The sequence below is a fragment of the Nesterenkonia suensis genome (assembly GCF_054782935.1).
In genome coordinates this window covers 654,425-677,296 of the sequence record NZ_BAAGRN010000001.1, presented here as the reverse complement: position 1 = coordinate 677,296, position 22,872 = coordinate 654,425, and the positions used below count along the sequence as shown (strand labels likewise).

The 22,872-nt window shown below is 67.5% G+C and carries 16 protein-coding genes; 5 read left to right on the top strand and 11 right to left on the bottom strand.

Annotation, left to right across the window (positions count from 1 at the left end):
• Position 1: 1 nt before the first annotated feature.
• The 3 genes from ACYVKI_RS02920 to ACYVKI_RS02910 all read right to left on the bottom strand — a co-directional run bounded on the left by ACYVKI_RS02920 (position 2) and on the right by ACYVKI_RS02910 (position 9,489).
• Positions 2–4,666: a DNA methyltransferase gene (locus ACYVKI_RS02920; protein WP_460688838.1), complete on the bottom strand. Its 4,665-nt coding sequence runs from the start codon at positions 4,664–4,666 to the stop codon at positions 2–4.
• On the bottom strand, positions 4,666–7,560 hold the full coding sequence (locus ACYVKI_RS02915; protein ID WP_460688837.1) for a helicase-related protein: 2,895 nt from the start codon (positions 7,558–7,560) through the stop codon (positions 4,666–4,668). Before ACYVKI_RS02915 ends, ACYVKI_RS02920 begins: the two co-directional genes overlap by 1 nt.
• Before the next feature lie 138 nt (positions 7,561–7,698).
• On the bottom strand, positions 7,699–9,489 hold the full coding sequence (locus tag ACYVKI_RS02910; protein WP_460688836.1) for a GmrSD restriction endonuclease domain-containing protein: 1,791 nt from the start codon (positions 9,487–9,489) through the stop codon (positions 7,699–7,701).
• A gap of 240 nt (positions 9,490–9,729) precedes the next feature.
• On the opposite strand from ACYVKI_RS02910, the gene ACYVKI_RS02905 reads away from it, so the two are divergent.
• From ACYVKI_RS02905 to ACYVKI_RS02885, 5 genes are all read left to right on the top strand, one after another.
• The gene (locus tag ACYVKI_RS02905; RefSeq protein WP_460688835.1) at positions 9,730–10,302 is read left to right on the top strand and encodes a hypothetical protein; all 573 of its coding nucleotides are present in this window, start codon (positions 9,730–9,732) and stop codon (positions 10,300–10,302) included.
• Positions 10,299–11,036, top strand: coding sequence for a hypothetical protein (locus ACYVKI_RS02900; RefSeq protein ID WP_460688834.1), 738 nt, complete (start codon positions 10,299–10,301; stop codon positions 11,034–11,036). Before ACYVKI_RS02905 ends, ACYVKI_RS02900 begins: the two co-directional genes overlap by 4 nt.
• Positions 11,037–11,081: 45 nt before the next feature.
• Complete coding sequence (locus ACYVKI_RS02895) at positions 11,082–11,906, top strand: hypothetical protein (protein ID WP_460688833.1); 825 nt, start codon at positions 11,082–11,084, stop codon at positions 11,904–11,906.
• A gap of 147 nt (positions 11,907–12,053) precedes the next feature.
• Positions 12,054–13,562, top strand: coding sequence for an FAD-dependent oxidoreductase (locus tag ACYVKI_RS02890; protein ID WP_460688832.1), 1,509 nt, complete (start codon positions 12,054–12,056; stop codon positions 13,560–13,562).
• A gap of 68 nt (positions 13,563–13,630) precedes the next feature.
• Positions 13,631–14,263, top strand: coding sequence for an NUDIX domain-containing protein (locus ACYVKI_RS02885; RefSeq protein WP_460688831.1), 633 nt, complete (start codon positions 13,631–13,633; stop codon positions 14,261–14,263).
• A gap of 7 nt (positions 14,264–14,270) precedes the next feature.
• On the opposite strand, the gene ACYVKI_RS02880 is transcribed toward ACYVKI_RS02885, so the two are convergent.
• The 8 genes from ACYVKI_RS02880 to truB form a co-directional block, all read right to left on the bottom strand.
• Entirely contained in the window at positions 14,271–15,542 is a 1,272-nt protein-coding gene (locus ACYVKI_RS02880) for a glutaminase (RefSeq protein ID WP_460688830.1), read from the bottom strand.
• Positions 15,543–15,844: 302 nt separating this feature from the next.
• Positions 15,845–18,106, bottom strand: coding sequence for a polyribonucleotide nucleotidyltransferase (locus ACYVKI_RS02875; RefSeq protein ID WP_460688829.1), 2,262 nt, complete (start codon positions 18,104–18,106; stop codon positions 15,845–15,847).
• Positions 18,107–18,406: 300 nt separating this feature from the next.
• Positions 18,407–18,676: a 30S ribosomal protein S15 gene (gene rpsO, locus ACYVKI_RS02870; RefSeq protein WP_070161073.1), complete on the bottom strand. Its 270-nt coding sequence runs from the start codon at positions 18,674–18,676 to the stop codon at positions 18,407–18,409.
• A gap of 184 nt (positions 18,677–18,860) precedes the next feature.
• Complete coding sequence (locus ACYVKI_RS02865; RefSeq protein WP_460688828.1) at positions 18,861–19,757, bottom strand: class I SAM-dependent methyltransferase; 897 nt, start codon at positions 19,755–19,757, stop codon at positions 18,861–18,863.
• Positions 19,758–19,869: 112 nt separating this feature from the next.
• The gene (locus ACYVKI_RS02860) at positions 19,870–20,913 is read right to left on the bottom strand and encodes a bifunctional riboflavin kinase/FAD synthetase (RefSeq protein WP_460688827.1); all 1,044 of its coding nucleotides are present in this window, start codon (positions 20,911–20,913) and stop codon (positions 19,870–19,872) included.
• 13 nt (positions 20,914–20,926) lie between these two features.
• On the bottom strand, positions 20,927–21,391 hold the full coding sequence (locus ACYVKI_RS02855; RefSeq protein WP_460688826.1) for a hypothetical protein: 465 nt from the start codon (positions 21,389–21,391) through the stop codon (positions 20,927–20,929).
• 13 nt (positions 21,392–21,404) lie between these two features.
• Positions 21,405–21,788: a hypothetical protein gene (locus ACYVKI_RS02850; RefSeq protein ID WP_460688825.1), complete on the bottom strand. Its 384-nt coding sequence runs from the start codon at positions 21,786–21,788 to the stop codon at positions 21,405–21,407.
• A gap of 91 nt (positions 21,789–21,879) precedes the next feature.
• Positions 21,880–22,869: a tRNA pseudouridine(55) synthase TruB gene (truB, locus tag ACYVKI_RS02845; protein ID WP_460688824.1), complete on the bottom strand. Its 990-nt coding sequence runs from the start codon at positions 22,867–22,869 to the stop codon at positions 21,880–21,882.
• Between the last annotated feature and the right edge of the window lie 3 nt (positions 22,870–22,872).

Genomic DNA, 22,872 nt, shown 5'->3' with positions numbered 1-22,872 from the left:
CTCACACCTCCGTCTCGAGGATTTGGCCGTCACGGTCGATCATGGCGGAGAACCGCGCGTAGGCCGCCCGCATGTCCTCTTCCCGGTCGAAGCTCCGGAAGGGGAACTCGAACGTGTACTCCACCGCCGACTGCGGATGCGTCCAGCGCAGGTCCTCTGCCGCCATGCCGTCTTCGCCGCTCTTGCGGTAGAGCTTGGCCATCTCCTGCGGCACCTTGCGACCATTGGCGTCATAGAGGTCCGTCTGTTCGTATCCGCGCAGCACTGGGAACTGGGTGCGGTAGATGATGCAGAGTTCGTCCGCGGTGAGGCCGAGACTCAACGCCGCCAGGGCGTCGAGTTCCACCAGCAGCTGACGCCGCTCGGCCGCCACGCGGGCGGGCGACTCCGGCGTCCACGGCGTGTCCATGACCTCGTACCACAGCGGTGCATAGGCCTCGGTGAGGCAGGTGAGGCGGGCCGCGCGGTGGACGATCTCGTCAGCGGTCGACAATTCAGGTCGCCATTGTGCAAGGTGCCCGAACAACGAGAATTGGATCTCAGCAGACCCCGAGACCTTCACGAAGAAGTCAGACGGGATGCCTGCCAGCAGTCCGACTTGCCCCAACAGTTGATCTCCCGAGGCGCACGGCCCCGCAGAATAGACGGGATGGACATGGGCCGCATGCGGCGGGAACACCGTGGGAAAGAGAGTCCTCATACCCGTTGTCGAGGCCATCCTGCGCCATGCGATCCGATAGTGGTCCCGGACAGGAGTCTTCGTCCCATCGGGCAGTTCCCAGCTGCCGTAGTCGGCGTCGTAGTCGACGTCCGCGGAGCGGTGGGGCTGGTAACTGGTGCGGGGGATGAAGTCCGCTGGCAACGCTTCGAGGTCCAGTTCGGTCCAGTCTTTGTTGCTTCTCATCGTCGGGTTCGGCTGCTTGGCGAACGGTGTCGCGACGGTGAAATGCGGTCCCTGGAGAATGACGTCCTTCCACGAGTCATTGATCCGCGAACCCACCTCGAAGTAGCCCCGTTTCCGGTCGGCTGTCTCGTGCCAGCCGCTTGAGTACTGCATGCCCAGCTCCCGGACCCGTGGCGCACGGCTCAGCTTCTCCAGCACGCTCATGCTGGCCCTGTTGACGGGATACACCATGCGAGCGTGCCACGGCGAGGTCCCCGGCTCATCCAGGATCTGCGCCCAGACGTTGAGCGTCTCCATCGTCACCTGGATGATGCGCTCCGGATGCGGACGCGTATCCCACCGGCCCTCGCCGTCCTTGAGGCCGGGCACCTCAGTACCGCCCTCATGGGCGAAGGACCGCTCCACGGTATCCGGGTGATACAGGGAGGCCGCCATCGTGAACGCAGCTTCATCCTGCCGGGAGCCGTAGACGTGCACACCATACGTGACAAGGTTGTGAATCTCGAAGAGGTGCAGCTCATTGATGAACTGCCAGTGACGCCTGAGCCGCCTGTACGTCTCTCCTCGCAGGCTCTGGGCCTTCTTCTCGGTGAAATGGGATTCCGGGTGGATCAGGGACACGACGCCCCTCACCGAGACATGTCGCCATGTCTGCACCATGAACGCGCGATACAGATCTGGCTGCAACCCCTCAAGTACGACGAAACGCGACGTGGAGCCCAGCACATCGGCGAGGACAGCCGTGGGGACGGCGTCGTCGATGAACCGGGTTCGGCGGCTCTCCTGCTCCAGGGTGGCCGCGCGCTTCTCCCGGACCTGCGCCTGCGTGGGCTTCTCCGTCAGTTGCCACCACGGATCGTGCTCGGCCAGGAGTGCCTTCTCATCAGAGCGGGGACGCACCCAGGGCGGGTTTCCGACCTGCAAGTCGAACCCACCGCGTCCGAAGACCGGGGCGAACTCCAGCTCCCAGTGGAAGAACCCCTGCTGGGCAGCGATGCGGTCGCAGACTGCGAGCCACGGGTGGCGGGCCTCGATCCGCTCGGGCGAGGCGGCGGTGGCCAGGCCCAGGTCCAGCTCCTCGTAGGCGTTGAGCTCTTCCCAGTCGGCCGCGCCCAGGAAGGTGCGCTGTCCGACGGTCCGGGATTCCTTCCCCCGCAGGCCGAGCAGACCTTCCAGCGCGTCCAGCCACTCGTCCACGGTGGGCGGCTGGACGTCATCTTCCGTGAGCGGCCAGAACCAGAGTGCGTTCCAGGCGTCCATGACCCGCTTGAGCCGCCGGTAGGCCCCGGCCGGGTCGGCGAGCGCCTGTTCGATCTCCTCCCGGCTGACGGTGGTCACCTCGGGAGACCGCTCATGGGGCCAGTAGTCGATGTGTCGGCGGGCCTGCGATTCCGCGATCTGCAGACGGCGGACCACGATGCCCCACAAGGTCTCCACCCGGACCGCAAGCCCGTGCAGACGCGTCACCTGCGGACCAGTCAAGGCCTTCCGGGTGCTTTTGGCCCAGGCCTTGAGCTCCTTCTGGCGCTCACCGGCCAGGTCCTTGACTTCCTTGGCGTCAGCGGCCGCACCCCACCCTTCCCCGGGGAGCAGGAAGTGGTGGATCCGCCCTGAGACCGCCTGGTCCTGACGGTCGGCATCCAGCGCCTCCACCAAGCCCGTGAGCGGATGCGCCTGAGGCTCCTCGGAGAGGTGCTTCTTCGCCTTGACCTGAGCGGTGGAATAGGTGGCGCGGCGTGCGCCGATCAGCGAGTTGCCACGCTTGAGACGTAGCCCGAACCAGGGCGCCTGCAGGCCCGGCTGCATGGTCTCCAGCCACAGGGAGACCTCGGCGAGCTCCACGGCGGTGTCATTGAGGTCCACCCCGTGGACCTGGTGCAGAGCGATCTGTGCCTTGACCTTCTGCAGCTCCTGCGGATACTCCTCTGCGGGGATCTCTTCACCCCGCTCCTTCTGCTTCCGGGTCAGGTACTCCTCGGCCAGCTGGCGGACCGCCTCGATGGCGAACGCCCCGGACCCGAGCGCGGGCTCGCAGACGGAAAGCTCCAGAATCTCGTCCGCCGGAGTGTCCTCATCCAGCAGCTCCTGGAGCGCCTGGGACACCACAAAGCGGGTGAGGACCTCCGGAGTGTAGTAGGAGGCCGACTGCTGACGCTCCCGCCCGGCCAACCGGAACACGAAGGTGCCCTGCCGGTGCACCACCGCTTCCTTCACCCCGGTCTCCTCATCCAGACGGGTCACGAAGTGCTTGGGCTCGATGTCCTCGGCTCGCTCCAGGGAGACCACCCAGGAGCCCTTCTCCGCGTCGCCGTTCTTCGCGACCTCTCGGAGGTCCTCCTGTGCGATGAACCCGGTGTAGGACATCAGGCCCTCATAGACCGCACCCAGCTGGTTGATGCCGAGGTTGGCGTAGGAGATGAATCCCCGCTCTCCCTTGCTGCCCGCGCGGCTCAGCAGCAGCCGCTGCAGCACCTTCTGCAGCTCCACATTGCTGAGCCTGACCTCATCGATCAGGGCGGTGGCCGCCGGGTCGAAGAGATCCGCCTTCAACGGCTCAAAGGTCAGCCCCTCATCGGTCTCCTGGAGCTCGCCGGACTCACCCGAGCCGGACTCACACGAGCCGCCGTCGTCGTTGCTGGTTGCGCCCCTCTGGGACGGGTGGTCCCCGTTGACCAGCTGGAACAGCAGATGCAGAGACTCGTAGAGGTGCACACCGCGCTGGGACCGGTGGCTCGGCAGGTCCGTGATGGCCAGCTCACGGAGCCGCTCCAGGCCATAGCCCGCGTCGTACTCCCCCACCCCCTTGGGCAGCACCCCCAGCTCCGGGGAGGCCTCCGCATAGAGCAGGAACAGGATCCGGTACAGGAAGCGCAGCGACTGCCGCGCCAGCACCTGCCCGTCCACGTCCTGCACCGGCAGTCCCTGGTCCCGCCGACGGTCCAGGACGTCATTGGCGATGATCTCGATCGACTCCCGGATCCCCTCACGCAGATCCTGGGAGACACCCACCGCGTGCTGGCGAGACTCGTCCAACCGGGCGTCCCACCAGATGGCGCCGTCGGCATCCGGCAACAGAGACTCCCGGCCGAAGATCGCCAGGAAACGGTCCACCTCCCCGTACTTGCGGGTCTCCTGCCGGTCCGCGATCAGCTGCACGTCCGCAGCCAGATACCGCCCCTCCGGCCAGCGCTCACGTTCGGTCAGGTACAGGTGCTGGCCTGCGGAGACCACGATGTACTTCGGGGAAGGGTCGGCCAGGTAGAGCTCGGAGAGCAGCTTCGCCACCGGCTGGTCCTGCCGCGGCTTACCGTCCACAGAGTTGGTGCCCACCAGGTGGGTGTCCGTCAGCCCTGCCTCCGCGCCGGCGGCCGGCGAAGCGTCCAGCCACAGCACCTCCGGCGATCCGCCGATCCGCGCACCGGAGACCGTGAGGTCAGAGCTGCCACGTTCCAGCACAAGCTCCTCCCGGTCTCCCGGCAGGCCCAGGATCTCGCGGAGAATCGACCCGGCGGTCAGGGCCGCGGCGTCACGGTGCTCGGTCTCTGAGGCGACCTCGCCGAGGCTGACGAGGACCTCCAGCAGAGCTCCGCGCTCCCGCGTGAACCGGGACAGCACCGTGATGCGTCCCTCCTTGGCCTCCCGGTCCCAGGACTTCCGCAGCGTCTCCACCTGTTTCTGAAAGGTGGTGCCTTTCCCCTCAGCGGTGAAGTAGTGCTCGCTGATCCAGTCCTCGACCAGCACGATCGACTCATACGAGGGCATCAGGCTTCCTCCTCGAGGTGGGACTGTACGGGGGTCTCCCGCGGTGTGATGACCAGCAGAGGGCGGACCAGCTGCTGATCCGGGCGCATGTCCTCGGCCAGACGCCGCTCCTCCTCGACCCGGTCACGACGCTTCTGGACCTCGGCGCGCTGGATCAGCGCGCCAGAGTCGTGGGTCCACCGTTCGGCGCGGGCCATCCACTGCTCCAGGCGCGCCGTCGCGCCTTCAGCCAGGTGGCTGCGCATCATCGTCAGGTGCCGCTCCGCGCTCTCCACCGCCTGAGGCAGCTCCTGCTGCAGAGCGGCTGTGGACACCGGCCCCGGGTTAGGAGCCTGGGCGTGGAAACCGACCTCAGTGAAGAATTCCGCCAGGTCAGGGATCGGCGTGGCGAACCCGTGGGTGATGCTCATGAAGGTGCGGTTCAGGACCTGGCCGCGGCGATTGGTGATGGTGCCCAGGATGAGGAAGGTCGGGTCCTCCACGTCACCGCGGACGGCCAGGACCTCGTTGCGGCTGATCGAGGCCAGGGCACGGTCACTGGCCCAGTCCAGGATCGGATGCAGCGGCCCCAGGTAGTGGGCCGCCGGCCAATTGGAGTCCTCAGAGGCCCGGGCAGCATGCAACGACCGCTCCCCCGCCTGCGGAGTGGTGGCCAACCGCAGCCGCTCGGTGACCTGACGCTCCTTCAGGTAGTCCTGCGGCAGGTGCCTCAGCCGGCGTCGGAGATCCACCGGAGGCTTCAGCGTGGCGATGCTGTACCGGGGGTCCACCTCCCAGTCCACCTTCTGGCGCGGGTCCCCGAAGGCCTCCACGAGCGCCTCCTCCAGGAACTCCAGCTCGGAGGGGTAGAGCCGCACCGGTGGATCGAGCGACACCGCCGACCGGGAGCCGGTGCCGCCCTCGGTGGTGCTCATCGGTGGTGTAGGAGCGGAGCCGGAGTTCGTGGCCGTGTGGTCTGCAGGGTTCGCCTCGGCGCCGTCGGCCCCGGCGAGCAGCGCTTCCAGGGAGTCCAAGGTCAGCGAGCCTGCGTCGGGGATGACCTCATCCACCTCCTGCCGGGCGGCAAGCGCGTCCCGGATGGTCCGCTCCTCGGCCTCCACCGAGTTCTTCCCCATCAGGGAGGCGACGTCACTGAAGAGCTTGTGCGCCTCGTGCTCCTTCTGGATCAGCGAGGTGAAGACCCGGACGTCTCCGGCGAAGTCGTCATCGCTGGGGTCCAGCATCAGCGTGGTGATCTGCGGCGAGTGCTTCTGACCGAAACGGTCGATGCGGCCGTTGCGCTGCTCGATGCGGATCAGGCTCCAGGGGATGTCGAAGTGGACCAGGTGGTGGCACTCGGCGTGCAGGTTCACACCCTCCGAGGCGACGTCGCCGGTGACCAGGACCCGCAGCTCCGACTGTCCCCGCTTGAACTGCTCCACGATCTCCTGCTGCTCCACATCCGAGAGCCCGCCGTGCAGCAGTCCGATCTGCTGAGGCTTGAGTCCCAGGGCCTTCGGCAGCTCCGCCTGCAGATGCTTCAACGTGGCCACCCGCTCCGCGAACACCACCGCACGGGTGGGCTTGCCCCGGCCCACCCCGATGTCCTTCAGGTGCTCCACCAGCGCCTGGAACTTCGCCGAGGCGCCCTGCTCGGCCTCCCGGCCGAGCCCCAGCAGCCGCTCCAGCGCCTCGCGCTCCGTGGGGCCCGCCTGCCGTGCCGGCTTCAACCGCTCCGAGATCGTCTCGATCAGGGCGGCTGGGCTCGAGAGGAACGCCTTGGCCAGCGTCCAGCCGAACAGCCGATTGCTGGAGGGGCCGCCGTCGTCGCTGTAGAGCCACGTCCGGGAGAGCTCCCGGGCCACGGCGTCCTCCGCCGGGCTGGCCGGGACCAGCAGGTTCTGCGGCTCCGCCCGCTCCGCCCAATCGGCGCCCACTTCCTGGGCCACCTCGGTGCTGTACCGGTGCCGGCGCACGATCAGCTGCCGGGCCGCCTCCTCATCGATCTCGCCCTGCGGGCTGACCACGGTGGGGTCCAGCAGACGCATCAGCTCCGCGAAGGACTCCATGCGGCCGTTGTGCGGAGTGGCGCTGGCCAGGATCAGCGCGTCCGTGCGCGGCGCCAGCAGCCGGGCCAGCTCGTTGTTCAAGGTGCCCGTGTTGGTCAGATTATGGGACTCATCGATGACCACCGCGTCCCAGCGGCGCTTCTTCAGGTGCTCCCGATACCTCGGTGTCTTCAAGGTGTCCAGGGAGATGATCGCCCGCTTGAAATAGGTGAACGGGTTCCGGGTGGCGGGGATGGTCTGCCGGACCCGCTGGATTCCCACCGAGTCCAGGCGCACGAACGGAAGGGCGAAGCGGCACCACAGCTCATGCTGCATCTGCTCCAGCACGTGCCGCGGCGTGACCACCAGGATGTTCTCACCCCGGCCCCGAGCCACCAGCTCCGCGAGGATCATCCCGATCTCCAGCGTCTTGCCCAACCCCACCGCGTCAGCGATCAGGATGCGCGGGCGAACGTTGCGCGGATCCAGGGCCTGGGAGACCGCCATGTGCTGATAGCTCAGCGGCCGGGAGAGCATGCTGGGGCTGACCGTCAGGCTGTTGCTGGTGGCCGGCACCGGCGTCTTGCGCAAGGTGGTCTCCAAGAAAAGGCGCGACCGGCGGTACGTGGCGGAGTCGTCCGCGGTGACCCGAGTCCGCCGGGGATCCACCACCGTGATCTCATCAAGGTCAGAATAGAAGGCCGCCTCGGTGTCTCGGACCAGCTCACTGAGCCCCTGAACCCGCACCACCGTGCCGGAGCTGGTGGCCGCCGTCTGGGTGACCAGCCAGTCCTCGTCCCGGACCCGGACCACTGACCCGGGAGCGACGTTGAGCTCCTGCGGCGGCTCTGTTGTGTGCACTGTCACGCTGTAGTCCTCACGCTGCTCCGTTGACCTGGAGATTCTGAATCACCGTACTGCGCCGGGAATGGGTGCCATGAAATCCTTCTCGGGTCAATGCTGATTCACACCTCATCTTTGCTCCGTGCGCGGCCAGGCCGCTCCTCACAGACTCTCGTAGTAGGTGCGGATGTACTCCGCCATCATGGCGCGGCGCTGGTCCAGGAACTCGAAGTACGTCTCCGCCGTCGTCGTCCTCAACGACGCTGGAACGGCGTTCTCCTCGAAGGTGGCACCCAGCTCCTCCGCAGTCCGGATCTCGCCAAGCTGGACATCACCCGAAGAGATCTGCTCTTCCACGCGGGCCAGATACTCAGCGGGGGCGGCGTCACGAATGCTGATGTTGACCGGTGTCTCTGTCATCGCAAAGTTCGCGATCTGGTTGTACTGAGAGGGGTCACGCACACCGGCCTGGATGAGATAGTTCTTCGGCACCAGATGGTGAATGTCCCCGCCGTCGTCCATCATCTGTCCCACGGTGATGTGACGAGACAGGAATCCTCGCGCCTGGCGCTGGATCTGGGCGGCCCAGAACACAGAGAGGTACGGACTGCGGGTGCTGGTGGTCTTCAGCTGCGACGGCAGCTCCACCCTCCAGAACCCATCTGTCAGCTGACCGTTCTCGATGGCCGCCAGCGTCGCCTCGACTCCGGCCTCGTCGATTCGGCGGATGTCCTGTTCGAACTGACTCTCGAAGGAGCCCGAGTGACGGCCGGTCAGCATCGACATCACGAACCATCGCCGCACGATGCTCTGGATCTTGCCGTGCGGCAGGTCACCCTCGGCCCTGAGGCGCAGATACAACGCGTACGCGAAGTTCAGGGCATTGTTCGAGCTGAGCAGCTTGTCCTGCGTGAAACCAGCGGACTTGATGATGAGGATGAACTGCGTGAAGTTGTGCTCATTGACGATCTCCCTCAGCACCGATTCGAGCTTGTCGAAGGAACGGACCGCCAGATCTTCGCTGAAGGAGCGCGTCTCAAAATCCCGGCCTGACAACAGGCTCACGAGGGAGGCCATCTTTCCACGCCCGAAACCACGCATCGCGGCCACACGGATGATGTCCGTGTAGTCGAGCTCATACAGCTCCGGAGCGTCCCTGCGCACCCAGGCGACCTTGTCCAGGAGCCCGGATTCAGCGAACCGACGGTCATTGGCGACGATGTCGTCATAGATGTTCGGATGCCTGAGCAGGTGACAGAAATAGTCGATCAGCTTGCGCAGGTTGGAACCGTGCTCGCCGTGACTGGCGATCTTACTCATCGCGAAGTCGGCGCTGGACAGCGGCACACCCTTCGAGTTGATGCGGATGAAGATCTCCGTGACCGTGTTGATGTCCAGCTCGGCGGCCAGCGTGATGATGCCGACCTGGGCATTCTGAATCCCCGCCAGACGCTCGAAGGCCTCCTCGACCTTGTCGGCGTCCGCCTCCTCGTTGTCCTTGAGATATGTGGAGATCGCACGAAACGTGGAGCCGGCATTCATGAACTCCGAGACATCGGAGAGCCACGCCTTGTCCCGATTCAGTACTGGAGTCAGCGTCTCGAACTCTTCGGTCTGTGGATTGAAGGCGATCTTGATGCGCTTTCGGGAGTAATCCTTGTCGACGACCTCCTGACCCACCAATGCTGCGGTCATCGCCGTGATGCGCTGCTGCCCATCGATCAGAATCTGGCGGAACCCTGAGGTGGTCCCATCCTTGAGCCCCACGTCCTGGCTCTGCCACGTGATCAGGTACCCGACCGGATATCCGTTGTAGAGCGAGTCGAGCAGGTCGCGGACCTTCTTCGAGGACCAGACGAAGGGACGCTGCATCTCAGGGATCGCGATCTCACCGCTCTTCACCCAGGACAGCAATGTCTGCACCTGGTCCTGCCGCACCGAGTATTTCGGCATCCTCACTGCACCTGCACTCTCGACTCACGCCCGATGATGATGGGGCCAGCACCACGGGGCCGCCCTCTGCGGGGAACCTGAATATGTCCTGAAAAGCCTATCCCGCACCCCTGACACGATCTAAACATTTCCATCCCCACTGCTTGATCGAACACACTTTCGATACACGAAAGGGTGTGCCAGAAATGTCAGAGGTCCGGCGTAGTGTCACCTCACATCACTCGCATTGCAGGAGGAGACATGAAGACGTATCCAGACACCCATGACGACGAGATCATCGTCACGTCTGAAGACGCGGACGACGGCGCGCCGAAAACCCGATCGGCCGGCGCCCCGAGCATGAAGATCCTGCGCACGCTCTGGCTGGCCGCGATCGGCCTGAGCATGATCATGGTCTTCGTGGCCTCTGCCGGAGCGGCCCTGCAGGGCGGCTCCGAGCAGTGGGCCGAGGAGCTCTCAGCGGCAGATCTGCGCCAGCAGCTCAACGAGGGCAGCGCCACCGGGGCACCCCAGCAATCGGTGGTCAACGGCTGGCACACCACTGACCTGCTGGGGATCCAGATCGAGCAGGCCGCAGATCATCTCGCCCTGACCCAGGGACTGGTCACTCTCGCGCTGCTGCTAGGTCTCGGACTGCTCGGCGACCGGGTGCTCAGCCTCTGGGACCGGCCCAGCGCCTCCGGTGCCACACCGTCGTCGCCAGCTGAACCGGCCGACGTCGCGAGCTCCACCGCGCCGACCAGCGGCCTGCGCGACGGGCCGGTCCAGGACGTCACCGCCTGGCCAGCTCAGGACGAAAGGCACCACCGATGACGGTCGAACCACGCCCAGACCCGTCCACCGGCTCGGACGACATCGCCGGGTCCTGCTCCTTCGTTCTGCTGTTCCCGGTGCTGATGCTCGTCTTCCTGGGTCTCATCGGGCACCACATCGGCTTCCACGGCTTCGGCGGGGTGGTGCTCTCGCTGCTCGGCACCGCGGTGGCCTCATTCTTCAGCTCACTGATCATCGCCGGAATCGTCACTGCCATCATGCGAGGGCCTGACGAACCGCCGCAGATGGAATCCGATGAGACCCATCCCCCAGCGATCCACTCCCCCGAGCCCAGCACCCCGAAGCAGACCCCGAAGGCACGTCCAAACCCGAAGCCACGCGCCGCCGGCACGTGGCGCGCTCACCTTCGCCGCCACGAGCCCGATGTGGAGCAGGCCCTGCGCAACATCGAGCTCATGGTCCGCGAACGCCCGGAGTTCACAGGCGTCCAGCAGGAGAAGGTCCTCGACGCCGTCGCCCGCTTCAGCCAGCACCACCGCGACCAGCAGCACATCCTGCAGGGCTCCGCTCATCCGGACCACGCGATGGTCACCCGGGAGATGGGCCGCTACCGCCGCACTGTGCTCAAACTGCTCCAGCTCAGGCAGGACGAACTCGCTACCGGCTCCTACGGCGGATTCGACTACCGGGAAGATCTTCGTGCCGCCGAAGGGATGGTCGAGGTCCTCCAGGACGAGTTCGAACAGCTCCGGCGCGACGCCGAAAGCCCCTGACACCTGCCCCTGCACCACCCGCTCACATCTACTGAGGAGACACCCATGACCACGCACCGATACGCACCCGCCGCCCTCATCGCCCTGCTGGCCCTGACCGGGTGCGGCACCGGAGACTCGCCCACCGTCAGCGAAGCGGCGCCGGAGCCCACCGAGCCTGCTGCTGCCGCCGACGACTCCACAGAGGAGCCTGAGCCGGAGGATGACCCAGACCTGCCGAGCGAGGATCAGCTGCACGAGTTCGTCGAGGCCATCGCGGCCAGCACGCCCAGCGCCCTGCGGGACGCCGCCGACCTGGTGGTGCCGCACTCACCAGCTGCTGACTACCTGACCTACTTCACGCACCTGCAGGAGGCGAACATCGACGCCGGATTCACAGAAGAACGCGGTGAGACCGGCGACGTGAAGGACGGTTACGAAGCCTGCGCCACCTACGACGGCGAGACCAGCTGCACGGCCTATACCGAGTTCACCGGACAGGACGGCCAGATCTACAGTTTCCTCATCGAGGGCCGGGAGATCGCGGACCGGCTGATCGTCGGTTCCGGGGAGAGGGTGGAGACCCTGGGCGGTTCCAGCGTCGAGTTCGTCGCCGCCTACCTCAACGCGAACGACACCCACCTGCTGGTGGCCTACGAGCTGCACACTGGCGACGCACGCCTGCAGATGCCGTTGGCCAGCTACCGCGGCCCCTCAGGGCGCCAGTCCCAGTCCGACGGCGATTGGGGCGCATGGAACCTGGCACCGGACTCGATGAGCCACTACGTCGCCTCTTTCCCCGGCGCCGAGCTTGGCGGGGAGCTGCACCTGGAGGTCTTCGACGAGGATGGGTGGGATTCGGACACGGTGGTGCTGCCGACGTCGGGGTGACACCTACTGGGGCTTTCCCCGGCCATGACCCGGGGGTTGGCGCGTGGACGGCCCTCGCCGTCCACCCTGGACTGACCGACTTCGCCGCACCAGGATGGGCAGCAGGTCACCGCACCGGCCCTGCATCCCATCCCCGCGGAGGACATCATGCGCTCTCACTGGCTCGACGCCTCCCCCGCCATCCGCACGTCCGGCTCGAAGGGCCCGTACGAATGGCACGACGTCGTCGTCGCCGGCGCCGGGCTGACCGGGCTGACCACTGCGGTGCTGCTGGCTCGGGCCGGCAAGGACGTCGCCGTGCTGGAGGCGCGCCGCGTCGGGGCTCTGGCCACCGGGAACACCACCGGCAAGGTCTCCCTGCTGCAGGGCAGCACGCTCTCCCGCATTCGCGAGCACCAGTCGGATGCGGTGCTGCGTGCCTATGTGGAGGCCAACCAGGAGGGCCAGGCCTGGCTGCTGCGCCACCTGGACGAACATGACGTCCCCTACCAGCGCCGGGACGCATTCACCCTGGCCACCACCGACGACGGCGTGGCCACCCTCCGTGCGGAGCTCGCCGCGGCGCATGCCGCCGAGCTCGACGTCGACTGGGCCGAACCCACAGACCTGCCCTTCGACATCACCGGGGCGATCAGCCTGGCTGACCAGGCGCAGATCAGCCCCATGGACGTACTGGCGGTCCTGGCCGAGGAGCTGCTGGACCGGGACGGGCTCATCGTGGAGGGATCCCGTGTCACCGGGCTCGGCCCCCGTGAAGAGGACTACCTGACCGTGGAGACCAGCGCCGGGCAGGTCCACACCTACCACCTGGTGCTCGCCACCGGGGTGCCGGTGCTGGATCGCGGCGGGCATTTCGCCACTGTCTCGGCCCACCGGTCCTACGCCTCCACCTATCGCCTGCCCTCCGGCCTCACACCCCCGCAGGGCATGCACCTGACCGTCGACTCCCCCGACCGTACGCTGCGCAGCGTGCCCACCGGTGACGGCGAGGAGCTGCTGTTGGTCGGCGGCAACGATCACCCTGTGGGACGCGTGGACTCGCCCGCCACCGCCGTCGAGGACCTGGACACCTGGGTGCAGCAGCACTACCCCGGCGCGCGGCGCACCCACACGTGGTCCGCCCAGGACTACCGCAGCATCCACCAGATTCCTCTGGTCGGCGCCCTGCCCCACAGTGAGGATCGAGTCCTCTCCGCCACCGGCTACGCCAAATGGGGCATGACCAACGCGGTGGCCGCGGCCCTGGCGATCACGGCCGAGATCCATGACCACATGCCCCGCTGGGCGGAGACCCTGAACGCGCACACCACCAGTGCCGCCGACGTCGCCACCGGGATCAAGGACAACGTGCTGGTGGGGGCGCAGATGGCCACCGGATGGGCCTCCGCCGAGCTGACCTCCCTGCCGCATGAGGCTCCGGCTGAGGGCGAGGGCGTGGTGGGACAGCGGCACGGCAGGCCGCTGGGGGTCTCCACCGTGGAGGGCACCACCTGCGCGGTCTCAGCGGTATGCCCGCATATGGGCGGGATCCTGCGCTGGAACGACGCCGAGCTCTCCTGGGACTGCCCGCTGCATGCCTCCCGCTTCGCCCCGGACGGCACCCGCCTGGAGGGCCCGGCGCTGCACGACCTCTCCCGGCCCCGCGACGACGGCTGAGCGCCACATCCCGGCCCCCCTCCCACCAGGTCCCCGGCCGGGCCCGCGGTGACCGTTAGGGTGAGACCATGGATCTCCGCGACACCCCCGAGGACAAGCCCGTCGACTCCTCGCGCCTCCACCACGACGCCCGCCTGTTCGCCCTGGTGGAGGACGAGTTCCGCTTCGGCGAGCACCAGCAGACCCTGCACCGTTCATACCTGAAGCACCTGGGCGCGGTGGCCGTGCTGCCGGTGGACGAGCAGGACCGGGTGCTGCTGATCCGCCAGTACCGGCACCCGGTGCGCATGCACCTGTGGGAGGTGCCCGCCGGGCTCCTCGACGTCGAGGGCGAGCCCATGCTGGAGACCGCCCAGCGGGAGCTCCTCGAAGAGGCCGATCTGCGCGCCGAGACCTGGCACACCCTGGTGGACTTCTACTCCAGCCCGGGCGCCTCCAGCGAAGCGATCCGCGTCTACCTGGCTGAGGGGCTCAGCGAGGTGCCCGAGGCCGACCGACACACCCGAGACGGTGAGGAGGCCGAGATCGTGCCCACCTGGGTGCCGCTGGACGAGGCGGTCGCGGCCATCATGTCCGGGCAGATCCACAACCCGTCGGCCGTCGTCGGCCTGCTGGCGCTGCACGCGGTGCGCACCGGCGGAGGTCAGCTTCGGGACGCCCGGGCACCCTGGGAGGATCAGCCCCGAGGCATCGCGCCGTAGCCGCCGCTCAGCCCAGCGCTGAGCCCAGCCGCTCCGGGCTCCAGCGTTCGATTCCCCGGCCGCGGCTGTCGGTGAAGTCCTCGATGGTGGACTCCGGGTCCACGATCACAATGCGGTGCCCCTCGTCCAGCAGCTTTGCGGCCATCTCCGAGGAGGTCCTTCGGGCCACCGGAAGCACCTCGTCGACCCGGCTCATGTCGAACACGACCACCTCGGTGGTCGGCGGGGACTGGATGAGCTCATGGACCAACGCCTCGATGCTGCTGAGCACCAGGTCCCCCTGCAGTACGTAGACGGTCGCCGGCTGGTCCTCCAAGGCGACGCGCAGGGTCTCCCGCAGGGCCGACCGGGCCGGGCGGCTCGCCTCCATCAGGTGCAGGCCCAGATCGTCGGAGAGCCGCTGCATCAGCTCCACACCGCGCACGCTGTTGCCGTGTCCGTCCAGCCGTGGGGAGAAGACCGCCACGCCCACCTGCCCCGGCAGCACACCGATGATGCCGCCGGCCACCCCGGACTTGGCCGGGATGCCCACGCTGGTCAGCCAGTCTCCAGCGGCGTCATACATCCCACAGGTGGCCATCACACTGAGCAGCTGCCGGGTGCTCTCCCGGCACAGCAGCCGCTCCCCCGTGCGCGGCTGGATGCCGCCGTTGGCCAGCGTCGCCGCCATGAGCGCCAGGTCCGAGACCGTCACGGAGGCCGCGCACTGCCGGATGTACCCCGTCACCGACTCCTGCGGGTCCCCCGCCAGCTGCCCGGCCGCATGCAGCAGATACGCCAAGCCCAGGTTCCGATCCGCGGTGGCCAGCTCAGATTCCGCCACCGCCTGGTCGAGCTCGACGTCCCGGCCGGTCAGCCGACCGAAGAACTCCAGGACCCTGTCCAGGCCTGACTGGCGGCCCGAGCCGATCAGCGCATGGGTGGCGATCGCCCCGGCATTGATCATCGGATTCCGCGGCCTGCCCGACTCCGGGTCCAGGGAGAGCTCGTTGAAGGCCTCCCCGCTGGGCTCCACGCCGATCTTCTCGCGGATCCCCTCCAGCCCGTGGTCCTCGATCGCCAGCGCGTAGGCGAACGGCTTGGACATGGACTGGATGCTGAAGTGATGCTCAGCATCCCCGCTGGCATAGACGGTGCCGTTGACGGTGCACAGGGCCACGGCGACCGTGTCCGGGTCGGCAGCGGCCAACTCGGGGATGTAGTCGGCCGGTGCACCGCCCACAATGTGGTCGGTCTCGGCGATCAGGGTGTCCAGGTAGTCCAGAATCGGTGAGCGCATCGATGTTCTCCCAGGGATCGAGGTGACGACGGCCAGGTGCGCCCGACCGACAGGGGGCCCACGCAGCAGAGCTCAGGCTGGCCTGCGGGGTGACCCCATCATCATCCGATGCCGCACCCCGGGCAACCCACATCGAGTGGCCGCCCATCCCGGCATCTGGCCTGTGACACGACGACGGCCGGCGGCCGCCCCCGTGAAGGGAACAGCCACCGGCCGTGGTCGGTGCTGACATCAGCGCCAGCTCAGTGCTGCTGCCAGCTCAGCGCCGCTGCCAGCTCAGTGCTGGCGCCGGCACTGCAGACTCACTCGGAGTCGACGAGCACCTGGTTGACGGACTCCTTGTCCTCAGCGGAGCCGTCGTCCTCGTCCACCACCGGGGCCAGGGACAGCTTGCCACGGTCGTCGATCTTGGTGATCTCGACCTGCAGCTTCTGGCCCACACCCACGACGTCCTCGACGTCGTCGACGCGCTTGCCGTCGTTGAGCTTGCGCAGCTCGGAGATGTGCAGCAGCCCGTCCTTGCCCGGGGTCAGCGAGATGAACGCACCGAAGGTGGTCAGCTTCACCACCGTGCCCAGGTACCGCTCACCGACCTCGGGGACCTGCGGGTTGGCGATCGCGTTGATCGCGCCGCGTGCGGCCTCGGCGGCCTCCCCATTGGTGGCGCCGATCAGCACGGTGCCGTCGTCCTCCACGGAGATGTCGGTGCCGGTGTCCTCCTGGATCTGGTTGATCATCTTGCCCTTCGGGCCGATGACCTCACCGATCTTGTCCACCGGGACCATCACCGAGATGATGCGCGGCGCGAACTCGGACATCTCGTCCGGCGCGTCGATGGCGGCGTTGATGACGCTCAGGATGTGCAGCCGAGCCTCACGGGCCTGCTTCAGGGCGGCACCCAGCACCGCGGCGGGGATGCCGTCGAGCTTGGTGTCCAGCTGGATCGCGGTGACGAACTCCTCGGTGCCGGCGACCTTGAAGTCCATGTCACCGAAGGCGTCCTCCACACCGAGGATGTCGGTCAGCGCCGCGTAGCGGGTCTCGCCGTCGACCTCGTCGGAGACCAGACCCATGGCGATGCCGGCCACGGGGGCCTTCAGCGGCACACCGGCGTTGAGCAGCGACAGCGTCGAGGCGCAGACCGAGCCCATCGAGGTGGAGCCGTTGGAGCCCAGCGCCTCAGAGACCTGACGGATCGCGTAGGGGAACTCCTCACGCGAGGGCAGCACCGGCACGATCGCCCGCTCGGCGAGCGCACCGTGGCCGATCTCGCGGCGCTTCGGGCTTCCCACTCGACCGGTCTCCCCGGTGGAGTACGGCGGGAAGTTGTAGTTGTGCATGTAGCGCTTCTTGGTCTCCGGCGACAGGCTGTCGATGGACTGCTCCATCTTCAGCATGTTCAGCGTGGTGACACCCATGATCTGGGTCTCCCCGCGCTCGAAGATCGCCGAACCGTGCACCCGCGGCAGCACCTCCACCTCGGCGGTGAGCTGACGGATGTCCGTCAGGCCACGGCCGTCGATGCGGAACTGGTCGCGCAGGATGCGCTGACGGATGACCTGCTTGGTCACCGCGCCGAGGGCCTTGCCGACCTCTCCGCCACGGCCCTCGAACTGCTGGCCCTCGCCGGCGAGCTGCTCGACCAGCTCGGCCTTCAGCTCGGCGTCGGCGGCGTCGCGGTCCTGCTTGTCCGCGATCTGGTAGATGTTCGTCAGGCGCTCCTCGGCGGCGGCCTTCACGGCCTCGAAGACGTCGTCCTGGTAGTCCACGAAGGTCGGCACCTCGACCGGCGCCTTGGCCGCACGGGCGGCCAGGTCGGCCTGCGCCTCGCAGAGGACCTTGATGAACGGCTTGGCGGCCTCGAGGCCCTCGGCGACGATGTCCTCGGTCGGAGCGGTCCTGCCCTGCTCCTTGATGAGCTTCCAGGAGTTGTCGGAGGCCTCGGCCTCGACCATCATCACGGCGATGTCGTCACCGACCACACGGCCGGCCACGACCATGTTGAACACGGCGTGCTCCAGCTGGGAGTGCTTGGGGAAGGCCACCCACTGGGGACCCTCGGAGTCGTGGATCAGGGCCACACGCACACCGCCGATCGGGCCGGAGAACGGCAGACCGGAGAGCTGGGTGGAGGCGGAAGCGGCGTTGATGGCCACCACGTCGTAGAGGTCGTCCGGGTTCATCGCCAGGATGGTCTCGACGACCTGGACCTCGTTGCGGATGCCCTTGGTGAAGGCCGGGCGCAGCGGACGGTCGATCAGCCGGCAGGCCAGGATCGCGTCCGTCGTCGGGCGGCCCTCACGGCGGAAGAACGAACCGGGGATGCGTCCGGCGGCGTACATCCGCTCCTCGACGTCCACGGTGAGCGGGAAGAAGTCAAAGCCCTCACGGGGGGACTTGCCGACCGTGGTGGCCGACAGGATGGTGGTCTCCTCATCGAGGGTGACCAGAGTCGAGCCGGCGGCCTGCTTGGCCAGCCGCCCGGTCTCAAAGTTGATGGTACGAGTGCCGAACCGACCGTTGTCGATCACGGCCTCGGCATAGTGAACCTCGGGACCCTGCATGGCAGGTGTCTCCTCTCTGTTGTCGATAGCCAGGCACGGGCGCCAGTGAGAGGAGATGAATCAGACCATATGACGGCCTTCGATCGAAGCCCACGGGCCGCCTGCGCATCACGCGCGGCTCCCGGAGGCCACTACCGAGGACCGGAACACATGGGATCCATGCCCGCACCAGCGTGCCTGTCCTTCATAGTCTCGCATACAGAACAGGTGACTCCCACGGTCATTCGACCGCGTGTGGAGCCACCTGTTCCATCAGCTTGGTATCAGCGTCTGCACGCCTTGCCTGGTGCCCTGGGGCACTCAGCGGCGGATGCCGAGGCGCTTGATCAGCGCACGGTACCGCTCGATGTCGTTGTTCTGCAGGTACTTCAGCAGACGACGACGGCGACCCACCAGGATCATCAGGCCACGACGCGTGTGGTGGTCCTGCTTGTGCGACTTCAGGTGCTCGGTGAGGTCGCTGATCCGACGGGTCAGCACGGCGACCTGAACCTCAGGCGAACCGGTGTCGCCCTCGTGAGTCGCGTACTCCTTGATGATCTCCTGCTTGACAGCGGGATCCAAAGCCATGGAATTGCTCCTTGATGCATGTGCCGCGAACAATGTCCCGACGACGGCTCACCGCCTTCGAGCGCCAGCCACCGCGGACTGCAGCATGGCGTGCTCGTCGCGTACGACGACTGCCCCACTTTACCCCAGCAGGAGCCTCCCCGACGAATCAGCCCGACGGATCAGGCGGACGAATCAGGCCGACTCAGCGCCGCGCGGCCGTGTGCAGCACGGTCAGATACGGCAGCTCGACGACGTCGTCGCCGGCCAGGCCGGTGTGCTCCTCCAGGTACCAGTCCAGGTTCGCCCGACGACGGCCCCGCTCCTCCTCCCCTGCACTGAGCCAAGAGCTCATCGTCGTCGCCAGCTGGCGCAGCTCATCGGCGGTGAGCCGCCGCGACCAGGTGAGCTCCTCAGGGCGCGGCGCGCTGAAGAGCCGCGGATTCAGCGGCGGGCTCCAGCCGGGCCGATGCACATCCCCGGCCCGCATGATGCGCGTCAACCGATGCACCCAGGGATCCGCAGTGTCCAGATGATTGGAGATCACCGCCAGCGCCCCACCCGGGGCGAGGATCCGGTGGGCCTCACGCTGCACCCCGGCCACCTCGAACCAATGCCAGGCCTGAGCCGCCACCACGACGTCGACTGTGGCCGCAGGCAGCCCGGTGTCCTCCGCAGTGCTCAGGTGGATCTGCAGCCGCGATGCGGCAGCGCCTCCGTCATCCACCGTCTCCTCGAGCACCCGGGTCATCGTGCGGCTGGGCTCCACCGCGTGCACCAGGCTCACCCGCTGCGGGTCGGCGTCGAGCAGCTGCCGGGTCAGGATCCCGGTGCCCGCGCCCAGATCTGCGATCCGGACCGCAGTCCGCTCCCCGGCCACACCACGATCCGCAGCACCCTCGTCAGTGTCCTCGTCAGTGTCCTCGCCAGTGTCCTCGCCAGTGTCCTCGCCAGCGTCCTCCGCAGCACTCACGATCTTCTCCACCGCGAGCTGCGGATACCGCGGGCGCAGCGCGTCATACTCCCGGGCGGCGGCCAGATCCATCCCCTCCGCGTAGGCATCGGCCAGCAACCGCCGTCGCCCCGGATCCGCGATGATCACCTGATGTCCGGACTTCAGCCGCGGCCGGTTCGGCGATCCACCGTGCGGCGAACCACCGCGAGGCGAACCACCGGGCACCCCGCCCGCTGCCGCGGCGGCCGGGCCCACCGGCTCAGCCCTCCACGGCCGGAATCGGCCAGGCGTCCAGATGCTCCGGATCGTCAGTGCCCAGGGCCTGCTTGACGCGCACCACGTCCTCCTCCATCTGCCGAATCAGCTCCGGGATGCCCTCGAAGGCCACCATCCCGCGCACCCGGTCGATGAACTCCACCCGGACCTGCTGGCCGTAGAGATCGAAGTCTTCGACCTTCTCCTTCGGACGGCCGATCACGAAGGACTCCACCACCCGCTGCATCCCATCGAAGGTGGGATTCGACCCCACGGAGATCGCCGCAGGCCAACGCCTCCCGAGACCATCGGTGAGCCAACCGGCATAGACACCGTCGGCCGGGATCATGCCTTCTGAGTCCTGACCCAGATTCGCGGTCGGGAAACCCAGCTCCCGACCCCGGGCGGCCCCATGGACCACCTCACCCAGCACCGCATGCGGCCGCCCCAGCACCTCACGGGCCGCGACGACGTCGCCGGAGGCCAACGCCTCCCGCACCCACGTCGACGAGCAGCGCCGGTCCACCCCGAAGTCATCCACCCCGACCACGGCGAAACCATACCTGTGCCCCAGCTCGACCATCGTCTCGAAGGAACCGGCATTGCCCCGGCCGAACCGCACATCATGGCCGATCACCACCACCCGGGCGTTCAGCCCCTCGACGAAGCAGCGCACCACGAACTCCTCCGGAGTCAGCGCAGCCAGCTGAAGTGAATACCGCATCATCAGCAGCGCATCGATCCCCGTGGTCGCCAGCCGATTGATCTTCTCCTGCACCCCGGTGAGCATCTCCGGGCACGACTCAGGCCGGTGCACCTGCGCCGGGTGCGGGTCGAAGGAGATTGCGACGGCGGCGGCGTCGTACTCCACGGCCGCGACCGCCAACTGCCGCAGGACCTCCTGGTGCCCCAGGTGGACACCGTCGAAATTGCCGATGGTGACCGCTGTCGGACCGAGGTCGGTGGGAACCTCATCCAGGCCGTTCCAGTAGTGCACGTGTCTCCTCGGATCTGCAGGTGGTGCGACGGCATCATTGCCGCTACCCATTATGGGGCACCGATCAGCCGACACCCGTCATCTCCGACCCCGTTCCGCCCCGCAGACTCTTCGCGGGTCGGTGACGCCACAGCCAGTACAGTCCCACGAACGGCAGCACCAGCGGGACGAAGCCGTACCCCTGCCCGAAGTGTGACCACACCGTGGCCTCATCGAACAGCTCCGGATCCAGGAACGTCCAGGCCCCCACGGCCAGCACCCCGACCATCTCGATCAGCACCGCCACCAGCGCCGCCCGCCAGGCCGCCGTCGACGACCGGGCCAGAGCCAGCGTGGCGAAGACATAGACCAGCGCGGCGAAGGCGCTCAACGAATACGCCACCGGCGCGGCCTCGAAGTGGACCAGGATCTGATACAGCGCCCGGGCGGTGGCCGAGACCGCGAAGATCCCATAGGCGGTGATGATCAGCATCCCCACCCCACGGTTGCGGGGGGTGGGGGCCTCCGGCCTCCGGTGCGACGGTGTCATCGACCCTCCTCACTCAGCAGGCGCAGGGGGCGGTCGCGCTCCCCCACCAGATGACTTCCATGCGATAGACCATCACGAAGACCACCAGACCGACGAAGCTCATCACCAGGTTCGACCAACGGGTCCTGTCGATCATCGCCCAGACGAACACGCCCACCGGCAGCAGCAGCGCGGTGAACACATAGCCCCAGAACTCCCAGCCCTCGCCGGTGATGCTCGCCTCGAAGCCCAGCTGACGCACGGCCGCGTAGATGCCGTAGGCCACCAGGTAGAGCTCGACGCCGGCCAGGCTGAGGATCGACGAGTCGGCGGGATGGCGGCGCAGCGCGGTCATCACCCAGCAGATCAGCGTGGAGGCCGCGCACACGACCGCGCCGATGACGAACATCAGGGTCATGCGTCTCCTCCTGCCGGGCGGTCCTGCACGATTCTAAACCTCTACCAGCTGTAGAGCGCTCCGCGGCGGAGCACCAGGCCGGTGACACCGCTCACTGCGGGGCGAAGACCAGTTCCGGCTTCGCCTGGAAGGCGACCTCCTCAGCGGCGGCCGCCCGGGCGGCGTCGCCGGAGGCCGAGGCGTCCCGCTTCGCCGGCACATCCTTGACCAGGGCCACCAGCTCACCGTCAGGACCGAAGGCCGCGGTGAGGCGGTCCTCCTGCCCCGCGGCACCCGTTCCCGAGGCGGTGATCCGCCGCCCATGCCCCAGATTCTGCGCCTCCTCAGCGCTCAGCTCGCGCCGGGCGAAGATCGAGGCCGCCGCCTCCGCCAGCCCCACATAGCCGAAATCCTCGGCCAGCTGGTCCAGCGTCAGCGCGTTCTCGATCCGATAGGGCCCCACGGCAGTGCGGCGCAGCGCGGTCAGATGCCCGCCGACCTCCAGGGCCTCCCCCAGGTCACGCGCCAGTGCGCGCACATAGGTGCCCGAGGAGACGTCCACCTCGACGTCGACGTCGACGATCCTGCCGCCGTCGACCCGCCGGACCTGACACACCACGAAACGGTGCACCGTCACCGGCCGGGCTGCCAGCTGGACGTCCTCGCCCTGACGAGCCCGGTCATAGGCCCGACGACCATCGACCTTGATCGCCGAGACCGTCGCCGGCACCTGCTGGATCGACCCGGTGAGCCGGTCCACCTCGGACTGCAGCCGCTCGGCGGTCACCGCATTGGCGAACCGCGTCTCCACGAGCTCACCCTCGGCATCGTCGGTGGTGGTCGACTGCCCCAGCCGGATGGTCGCCGTATAGGTCTTGGAGACCCCGACGACATGGGTCAGCAGCCGGGTGGCTCGATTGATCCCGACCACGAGCACCCCCGTGGCCATGGGGTCCAGGGTGCCGGCGTGCCCCACTTTGCGGGTCCCCGCCAGACGGCGGATCCGCCCGACGACGTCATGGCTGGTCCACCCGGCCGGCTTGTCCACCAGCACCAGGCCGGAACCGACCGCGATCTCCTCGGCGCGCTGCTTCTTGCCCATAGG

Bases quoted from the DNA above. Each gene is read 5' to 3' on its own strand.
- ACYVKI_RS02905 (WP_460688835.1), top strand. From the start codon at position 9,730: ATGAAGACGTATCCAGACACCCATGACGACGAGATCATCGTCACGTCT.
- ACYVKI_RS02885 (WP_460688831.1), top strand. From the start codon at position 13,631: ATGGATCTCCGCGACACCCCCGAGGACAAGCCCGTCGACTCCTCGCGC.
- ACYVKI_RS02890 (WP_460688832.1), top strand. From the start codon at position 12,054: ATGCGCTCTCACTGGCTCGACGCCTCCCCCGCCATCCGCACGTCCGGC.
- ACYVKI_RS02900 (WP_460688834.1), top strand. From the start codon at position 10,299: ATGACGGTCGAACCACGCCCAGACCCGTCCACCGGCTCGGACGACATC.
- ACYVKI_RS02850 (WP_460688825.1), bottom strand. From the start codon at position 21,788: ATGACCCTGATGTTCGTCATCGGCGCGGTCGTGTGCGCGGCCTCCACG.
- ACYVKI_RS02875 (WP_460688829.1), bottom strand. From the start codon at position 18,106: ATGCAGGGTCCCGAGGTTCACTATGCCGAGGCCGTGATCGACAACGGT.
- ACYVKI_RS02860 (WP_460688827.1), bottom strand. From the start codon at position 20,913: ATGGGTAGCGGCAATGATGCCGTCGCACCACCTGCAGATCCGAGGAGA.
- truB (WP_460688824.1), bottom strand. From the start codon at position 22,869: ATGGGCAAGAAGCAGCGCGCCGAGGAGATCGCGGTCGGTTCCGGCCTG.
- ACYVKI_RS02910 (WP_460688836.1), bottom strand. From the start codon at position 9,489: ATGCCGAAATACTCGGTGCGGCAGGACCAGGTGCAGACATTGCTGTCC.
- ACYVKI_RS02895 (WP_460688833.1), top strand. From the start codon at position 11,082: ATGACCACGCACCGATACGCACCCGCCGCCCTCATCGCCCTGCTGGCC.
- ACYVKI_RS02855 (WP_460688826.1), bottom strand. From the start codon at position 21,391: ATGACACCGTCGCACCGGAGGCCGGAGGCCCCCACCCCCCGCAACCGT.
- ACYVKI_RS02880 (WP_460688830.1), bottom strand. From the start codon at position 15,542: ATGCGCTCACCGATTCTGGACTACCTGGACACCCTGATCGCCGAGACC.
- rpsO (WP_070161073.1), bottom strand. From the start codon at position 18,676: ATGGCTTTGGATCCCGCTGTCAAGCAGGAGATCATCAAGGAGTACGCG.
- ACYVKI_RS02920 (WP_460688838.1), bottom strand. From the start codon at position 4,666: ATGCCCTCGTATGAGTCGATCGTGCTGGTCGAGGACTGGATCAGCGAG.